This window comes from Methanomicrobium sp., from assembly GCF_055145805.1.
Genome location: NZ_JBSREC010000065.1, coordinates 1 through 9269, shown reverse-complemented (window position 1 = coordinate 9269; position 9269 = coordinate 1). Strand labels below are relative to the sequence as shown.

The window sequence follows — 9269 nt, the reverse complement described above, 5'->3', positions numbered from 1 at the left end:
CCTCTTCACAATCAACAAAATTTGACCATATGAATAATGCTTCCAAATCCTCGAAAAAATCTGATGTTCTGAATACCAAAACTTCACACCCCTATGCCAATAATATACCCTCAAGCCAGAAGGCATTAATATATATTGCCGCATTTGCTGCCAAAATAGAAATCATGGCGATTAAATATGATTTAACTCTGGAAAGACCATTCAATGTCCTTATCCCTTCGGCTGAGACCCGGATAAAAAAAAGGTTTGCGAGAATAAAAAGTAGATAAATAACAAAATCTACCAGGCCGGAAATGCCATAATTTATATTCAATAAATTCAACACTGCATTTATTACAGAATATAATCCCAATATAAAGATAAAAAAGGCACATCTTATAAATGTAATTTTAAAAGAATTAACAAAATTTACATTTTTATTTTCAAATTTAGATACAGAATAGATTACAAATACAACAACCAGAATCTCAATAGAGACATATAGAGCCAGGTATAACATAAATTGCAGCGATAATAAGTCCAAATCAATTGTTCGTCCGCATAAAATATCATTAATTAGTAGCAAAGATTTCGAAAGAAACCAAATGACACTATAAAGAATTACAAATATTGCTACTGCATGAGAATAACCCTTATTTCTATTTTTTTCATATGTTACCACAGGATTTATAATATAACCGGAAATAGACCTTAAAATATTTCCCAAATCACAAAAATTGAACATGATTTCTCCACAAATATTCTATCCTAAAAAGACAAAAAATCCCATAGATTAAGAGAGATAATAATATTCTGATTTTCATTCTTAAAACTCCAATTTTCTAGTAATTTCATTAACTCCTATTTTCTTCCCAGGATAAGACATTCCATGTCCATGAACGAATTGCTGTTCCGGTTGTCGTATTATCCGCACCAAAAACAGATGCAATTACCATATGCGTACCGGGAGAGACATTTTCAAAAATGAACGAATCCTGCAGGACACCGGTATCGCTCAAATAAACCTGTTCGTCAGAATCAAGTGAAAACCTCATTGTCGAAGGAGAACCTGAGACGACAGTGAATATTCTGTCCGAACCTACAGTATCATTAACAACACGTCCCTCAGGAGAGGAATACACTATCTCCGGCAATGTGACTCTCACAGTATTATCATATGTATCACGATATTCACTGATGCTCTCAATACATCTTTCCTGCATATTTTTCAGCCTGATTAAATCCAGAATTGTGGAAAAAAGTTTACACCAGTCGATACCGTCCACAGGTGACAACCGGACGGTGCACATGGGGCTGTATGCAACATGTCCATCACTGCTCATGGTGAAGGAGATGCTGTCCAAAACCGGCACTGCATTACGCTCCCCGGTTCCGTCAGAGTTCACTGTCTTTATCATCCTGCCGTCAGTTGTGAGATATACTAATCTCCCGCCGGTTGAATCCCATCTGGGATTTTCGGAAAAATATACGCGATCATCGCTGATTTTATAATTGCCGGAACCATCAGGGCGAACCGTCCATATGCCGTCAGTCGATGCATATGCAATCCAATCTCCAGCCGGACTCCACGACGGCAGGCTACAGTCTTCAACTTCAATCAGGGTCTCAGACTCATTCTCGATATCGATAATCAACAGCCCTGCACGGGAATTATTTTCAGAAATAAGAGTGCCGTTTACAGTAGTGGTTCGGCGTGAAGGACATGAAACGACAATCCTCCTGCTATCAGGACTCCACGATGGAAAAACATCAAAATGACATCCGTCAACAACAATTTTACTGTTCCCGCCATCGGCATCTATCACCCTAAGAGAGCTATTCTGGATATAGGCAATCCGTCTCCCGTCGGGACTCCAGCCCCGACAAAGAGCCAAAGACTTACTATCCGTGAGCCTGGTGAGGTTCTTACCGTTTCTCTCGATCGTCCAGAGATCCCTTCCGGCTAAAAACACGATGGTTTCTCCTGATGGATTCCAATAAGGGCGAAAGGGGACATCTTCCAAAGAGGTCAGCCTCCGTGTATTCCACGTCCGGGTATTCACTATCCAGAGATCAGACGAATCAGGTTCACGATAGGAATAGGCGACATAAGCGATCTCTCCTCCGTCAGGGCTGATTGAAGGGTACATGGAGTCGTATTTTCCACCAATCTCAAGAAGAAAATAGTTCCCCGGGAGAACACCTGCACAAGCGGACGCCCAGATTAATATTCCACCGGCTGTGATGAACACAATTGCAATAATTGAGATTACATTTTTTTCTTTCATTGATACAATCCCATTCTCATTCTCTGAAAGAACTATTGAACATCCCCATATCCATACGGCCAGTTGATCCCATATATATCCTGATATTGTGACGGTTCTCTTAACAGACCGCCTGCATTTTGCGCACCACTTAATCCCACCGACACCACATCAGCAGAACCCCAGTTTGCTGTAGCCGGAATTGTTTCAAGTGTATTACAAAATCCAGCAAGCATCATCATTAATTGAATTAAAGGATTATCGTTTCCTGAATATGCCCAGTGGCGGACAAATGTATTTACCTGGGGTTCAGAGTGCCTCATTGTGATTGTATATTGAAGATCAAATTCGACCGAAAATTCAGCATCAGGAAAAGCTACCATCAATTCATACCAGTTTACCAGAACACTGATTTTTAAAATATAACCCTGAGTATCAGGATGAATCCCTGTAATTTTTTGGATTTCGGAAACAGGTTTAACAATATCCTTGATTGGCTTTGCCTCAACATTATATCCGGAATTATTTACCAGATTATTAACCGATGGTTTAACATTTGATATATTTACACCAATATTTTCTGCCGTTATCGGTACTGAAGAGCAGTAGGGATCACCTGCAAACAAATACAACTGGTAAACAAACGGTTCAACTTCAATGTTTCTATAAATCCGATCTGCTTTATATTTCACTGTCCCCGAATATGTATACGACTTAAAATCATAGGTTTCAATTGAAACTGAATGAAAAGGATCGGTAGAAACGCTAACAGCAGCTGCCTTAGGAGATGTTGGATGACAGAATAAATCCACATAATGTTGGATTTTTCGAAGAGTTAAAGGATCACTCCATCCGCACTGAGGTGAATTTGATTCGTAAACGGTCCACTGACCATTTATGCACTTGTATAAATCATACCCTTTACATTGTAAATCATTTTCGATGCATGATGTTGGATTGGTAAGATGCCAGTTCCAATGTTTTTTATCTCTTCCATTTGCATTAACAGCAGTAACTTCAACCTTATGATCTCCTGCAGATCTGCTTGCAAATTTAAATGAACAAGGATAGTTTTCCCATATAACACGCTTCTTACATACCGGCAAGCCATTAAAAGCAAATTCCAAATATGCCGGCTGGTTGGCACTTGCTATAAAAGTCCTGGGACTGCCAATCTGATCAGTAATGTCTTCAGAGACCGGCTTGATAAGTGTTACAACAGGTGAATCAGCGGAGCGGATATGCCAGTTCCATGTAGTTTCTCCACTACCATTTGTGTTATCTGCAGTAATTTTTACAACAAAATTCCCTAATATTGTATTATTAAATGTACATGAGATATTCCTGACAAAATATTCAGACTCACATACTAAAAAATCATCAATATATACTTTCATTAAAGCATTTTGATCAACACTTGCTTCAAATCGACGCATTGTATTTATAAGATCAGTAATTTCCTGTTCCCCTGGATCAACCCGTGTTACAACAGGCGGTGTTGACAGGACATTCCAGTTCCAATAATTTTCCCCGGATCCATTGGCATTCTCTGCAACCACCCGGACTACGTGACTACCCACAGGTGCACTCTGAAAAGCGTATGAAATCTGTTGGACAGTAGAACTAGTCTCAAATAAAAGAGAAACACCAAGATAAATTTTCATTATTGCAGGCTGATCACATGATGCTGTGAACGTCCGCATAGTACCGACAGGATCACAGATATCAGAACCTGAAGGATTAACGAGTGTCACAACAGGAGGAGTCGGCGGGGGATTGCCCATATCACTCCACCTCCAAAAATCCGTCACGGATTAAATATTGGGGAAGAATCCAGCCGTTGCAAAAAACAATATTACCTTCCTTTTTTATTATATCAAAGTCAGGATGTGTCCTGTAGGTCCAGTATTTATTGTTGTAAGATCCAAACATTCCTTCGTCGCTTCCGATAGGACTTCCGGGCTTTTTTGATTTTATTCTCTTAAAAACTTCCATAAAATCATCCTTTTGAGTTTTAAGTTTGTAATCTGCAGAAAAATTGATGTAGACCGACGGCTGGTAGCAGACCACTTCACAATTTTTTGGCCTGTCATAAAATTTTAGATTTTTATTCATACACTTTCCGATTACGGCAAGATCGTAATCCTCCTTCCTGAATCTTTCCATAAAGCCCGCATAATCAAAACCAAACCATTTCAGATCAGGAAAAATATCCCAGTATTCGGCAGGAAATGCCCCAACTGCGATCGCTTTTTTCGTGCCGTACGGAAATTGATATTGAGGCTTTATCTCTTCGTAAACAAACTCTTCAGGATTCACTAATTCAAATTCGGCATTAACGTAAGGTCCTTCAAGTTCAACTGGAGACTTGGTATATACAATCTTTACATTTCTTTTATGAAATAAATCCCATAAAACCATCAAAGAATCCTCGCTCTCTCCATCTATAATCATATAATGATTACGCATGCAATCCAAAACAGCGTTTTTAGCTGATTTTTGCCATTCGTCTTTCAAATAATGAGAAATCACCTCATTCACATTATTGAAAAGATCGATATACGCCATTCCTTTGGGAGAGTATGCAAAAGTAATTTCCAGCAGGTAAACATCAAAGCCGGCAGGAATACATCGTTCAAAATCCTCCCAGGTCTTTGTTGCTTCAAGAGGAATTGTATAGTGGTAGCAGTCATTTTCAATGTAGGAATGTACATCAAAATAGCCTTTGTCCATCTGAAGACAGGCAACTTTCAGATTCCGTTCTCGAAAATATTTCTCCAAAAGAAGAGCAGTCGTTGTCTTTCCCTGACAGGGAATCGATGCAAGTATGTAAATTCGTGAAGTTGTGTTTTTATTATTCATATTATCCATTCAATAATTTTATAAAATTTATTAGCATTAAATATTATAAAATAATATTTATTAAGATTAAATGTTAATATTTAATAAAATCGTGTAACGATTGAATACGTAAAAACGAGCAGGCATATTTATTCAATATAATTCATAAAAAATAGAACAAAAATCAGAGATATATACTCCAAAGCCAGATCTCCCTGAACCTATCAAAAACCTCTTCTGCCCCCAAAGGTTTATCAAATCTCCCTTAATTCCATACCGCCGGAGTAGGTTTTTGCAAGATCATCCGCACGCCCCGAAAGATCCATTATTCCAAGAAGCTCATCCACCTTGTCTTTTGGGTTATCAATCCCGTAAAGGCGGGCAAAGATGAGCATATTCTCACGTCCTGTAAGATTTGTGTCAACCGCCATGTCCTGCGGGACATAACTGAGGCAGCCTCTTACCTTATCAGGCTCTTTTAAGGTATCATAGCCGCATACGCTGGCACTACCCCTTGTCTGTCTGATGAGGGTTGTAAGCATAAGGACGGTTGTTGTTTTTCCGGAGCCGTTCGGACCTAAAAGGCCAAAGATCTCTCCATCCACTTTAAGGTTTAAACTGTCAACTGCACACAGACTTCCAAATTTTTTTGTCAGCTCTGTAGTTTCAATAGCAGTCATCAGTCCTCGCCCGTTCTTTCAAGGAAATCTTCGGACTCAAGATAAATCTCCTGAAGTTTTCGGATTGTCTCTTCATCAGCATCCCAAAAACCACGATCCTTTGCCTCAAGAAGCCTTCCTGAGATGCTGTGAAGAGCATATGGATTATTATCCTCTATCCACTGCCTGTTTTCAGGATTAAAAAGAAAATGTTCTGCCGCCGCCTGGTATTCCCAGTCGTCTAATGCATCTGATGTGACATCCCAGCCAAAGGCATATTCAACGGTTGTGACAATTTCCTGAACTCCTCTAAACCCGTGCGGTTTTAATCCTTCAATCCAGCGTGGATTTAGAACGCGGCTTCTAAAAATAAACCTTATCTCTTCATCAAGAAGTTTTGTCTTTATGTTTTTGGGATCTGATGCCTCGCCTATTACTGATACGGGGTCTTTATTGCCATATGCCTTGACACACGCATTCATTCCTCCAAGGACAGCATAATCATCATCGGTCTCAAGAATATCCCATTCACGTGAAACGCGGTTTTTTACGGTTGCATCAAGACTGCCAAACTGTTTTTTAAAGAGTTCAGGGAATTTTTCACCCCTGAACTTTCTCCCGTACGCATGTGCTCCCCAGTTTGTGAAAACGTCAGCCAAATCCTTTCTGTCCTTCCATGCCGATGCATGTACAACATCACACACTCCTACACCATGCTGTCCCGGAGGGTCGCCAAATATCCGTATAAGCGCCATCTCGCGAGCTTCATCTTCTGGAAAGCCCTCTTTAATCCTCTCAAGCAAATCTTCTTTTAAATGGGCTGAAAGGAAGTTGACATCATCTGTTTCATCCAAAGAAGCAATTGTTTCAACCCCCTCATCGATCATATTAACAAGGTTTGGGAAAGAATCACGAAACATGCCGCTGATTCGCAAAGAAGCATCTATACGAGGCCGGTTTAACTCACCTGCCGGAATTACCTCAAGACCTGTTACGGCACCGCCACGGTCCGACCATACAGGCCGAAGTCCCATAAGCCACAGAATATATGCAATGTCATCTCCGCCTGTTCTCATTGTATCTGTTGCCCAGACAACAATTCCCACCTTTTGCGGGTATTCGCCTTTCTCTTCGATGTAGCGCTCAACCATCTGATCTGCAAGCTCTTTTCCGGTCTTCCATGCCGAAGGCGTCGGGATGCATGCAGGGTCTATTGAGTAGCAGTTTTTGCCTGTCGGAAGAAGATGTGCGTTTCCGCGGGTTGGATCACCCGAGCCTCCTGGTGGAACATATCCTGCATCAAGCCCGAGAATCAGGTTTGTCATTTCATCAGTTGTCAGATTCAGGTTTTTGACGAGTTCATCACAGATATATGCCGCACAGGTTTCAAGATCATTATTATCAGGACCATATTCAGCAATTATCAGTTCAAGCACTTCTTCGCAATTATAGCCACACTCAGCCATTTTAAGAATCAGATCTGTGGAGGAAGCGTCAATCAGATCAATAAGGGCGCCGTTTGTCTGACCTTTGGTTTCATTGAACTCAGACGGACTTTCCATCAGATCCCGAAGTGACAAAGACATTGCCTTTGCAATGCTTTCCCTAAGAGAAGGAACAATGCCGTTCTCAAGCCTTGTCAGTGCATAAATCATCTCTAAAAAGCGGTTGCCGGCGGGTGGTTGTCCATAGATGTGCAGGCCGTCTTTTATTGTGGCGTCACGAAGTTCACAGATATAATCATAAAGCCGTTCAGCCTTTTCTGCAATTTCTTCACATACGGGTTCAGCCGAAAGGCCAAGATCCTTTGTGAGATTTTTGTCTATTACAATGTCACGTGCCTCTTCAATCAGGTTTTCGGCCTTTTTTGCTTCACCGCCGCGCCTTGCACGCAGATATTCCTGAAGAATTGTGTCAAGTTTGGATAGCTCTCCATATCCTTCGGCACGCATCATTGCCGGAGTGTTGTAGTCAAGAGCAACGGCCCAGCTTCTTCTTTTTGCCTCCATTCCCTCGCCGGGATCGTTTATGATGTAAGGATAAAGGTGAGGCATATCCTCAAGAATCAGATCAGGATAACATTCCTCTGACATTGCATTTCCCTTTCCGGGTAGCCATTCAAGAGTTCCGTGTGTTCCCATATGAATTACCGCATGTGCGCCGAACACATTTTTTATCCATCGGTAATATGCTAGATAATGATGGGGCATTACAAGATCTGTTGAGTGAATCATAGTTTCTATCTGCTCAAAATGACCCCTTGGCGGCTGAATTCCGATGAATATATTCCCCTTGACAACACCGGGGATGCAAAGCTCTCCTTCATATTCAAAAAGCTCTCCTGGTGCTTCACCCCAGTCTTCGGATATTTTTTTCTGGTTCTTTTGAGGGATTTTCAAAAACCACTGCCTGTATAAATCAGCGCTGACAAAGCCTGCCGACCTTTCCTTCATCTGCTCCTTTGTCATCCAGCGGGTGTCGTTTGTAAGACCCGCAATCATCTCATAGATAAGAGCATTTCCATCTTCAGGAATATTTTCTACAAAATAGCCTTCATCTTTTAAGTGATGAAGAATTTCAATGACACTCTGCGGAGTGTCTAGTCCGCCGGCATCACCGAGAGCATCCATATCTCCGGTATACTGGTAGAGGAAAATTACAACTTTTCTGTCCTTTACAGGTACTCTTTTTAGTTCTGACCAGCGTTTTGCCATCTCTGCAATTCTTTCGGGGCGTCCAGGTATAGGAATTGCAACATTTTTTCTGCCTTCATATTCACCTGTTGTGCCGAGAGGGATTGCAATTATCTGTCCGTCAAACTCCGGCCAGATGATTCCTGATGAGATCTCCATTGCCGATAATCCCTGATCATCATTTATCCACTGCTCATATGACCTGTACATCGTTATCGTCTGAAGAAGTGGTACATTTAAGTCGCAGAAAAAGTTGTAGACAGGATCTGTTTTTGTACCGTCATTTGGATCTGATAAAGAAAGCTGTGAAAATGACATATTAAGAATTAATACATCTATTATGGCGACATCGTCTTTTATCAGGTAAGTTTCAATGAATTTTCTGATACCAATTGCACCTGTGACTTCATTAGGGCTTGTTACAAGGAAAAAAGGCAGAACATTCATACCTCTCTCTTCAACAGCCTTTATCAGTGCATCAACTGCAAGAAGATTTCTCCTGATGTAAAAAAACTGGTGAATAAGAATTCCAACGGTTGGTTTTTCCGGGTCAATTCTCTTTAATTGAGCTTTAAAATCATAGTTTTCAGGCAGGGACGGGTGATAAAATCCTTCAGTGGGCGGATAATGCAGCGGCGGGATTTCAACATCAAAACCGCCCAGATTTTTGCAAATCCACATGACAAGTGATTTCGTATTTTCTTTTCCGGAAAGTTCAAGGCATGCATGCAAAAACTTATAATCCTCTTCATTCTGTGCAAAGAGATGACGATTCTCGGCCATTTCCTCTCTGACCGAACTTACAAAAAATGTATTTATGCTGTATTCTT

At 40.8% G+C, this 9269-nt stretch carries 6 protein-coding genes; 1 reads left to right on the top strand and 5 read right to left on the bottom strand.

Translation table 11 applies throughout. The annotated features are described in order from the left end of the window. Positions 1 to 269: hypothetical protein (locus ACTB1O_RS06210; protein WP_462994272.1), on the top strand; the 269-nt coding region annotated here is incomplete at its 5' end. 564 nt (positions 270 to 833) lie between these two features. On the opposite strand, the gene ACTB1O_RS06205 is transcribed toward ACTB1O_RS06210, so the two are convergent. The 5 genes from ACTB1O_RS06205 to cobN all read right to left on the bottom strand — a co-directional run. Further along, positions 834 to 2267, bottom strand: a complete 1434-nt coding sequence (locus ACTB1O_RS06205; RefSeq protein ID WP_462994271.1) for a TolB family protein — start codon at positions 2265 to 2267, stop codon at positions 834 to 836. Between the two features lie 32 nt (positions 2268 to 2299). After that, positions 2300 to 4030, bottom strand: coding sequence for a hypothetical protein (locus ACTB1O_RS06200; RefSeq protein ID WP_462994270.1), 1731 nt, complete (start codon positions 4028 to 4030; stop codon positions 2300 to 2302). Position 4031: 1 nt separating this feature from the next. Continuing rightward, a complete protein-coding gene (locus ACTB1O_RS06195; RefSeq protein WP_462994269.1) occupies positions 4032 to 5117 on the bottom strand; it encodes a hypothetical protein in 1086 nt (361 codons plus the stop codon). Positions 5118 to 5341: 224 nt separating this feature from the next. After that, positions 5342 to 5767, bottom strand: coding sequence for an ATP-binding cassette domain-containing protein (locus ACTB1O_RS06190; protein ID WP_462994268.1), 426 nt, complete (start codon positions 5765 to 5767; stop codon positions 5342 to 5344). Then, the coding region (cobN, locus tag ACTB1O_RS06185; RefSeq protein ID WP_462994267.1) for a cobaltochelatase subunit CobN at positions 5767 to 9269 on the bottom strand (3503 nt) is incomplete at its 5' end. The genes ACTB1O_RS06190 and cobN, both read right to left, overlap by 1 nt.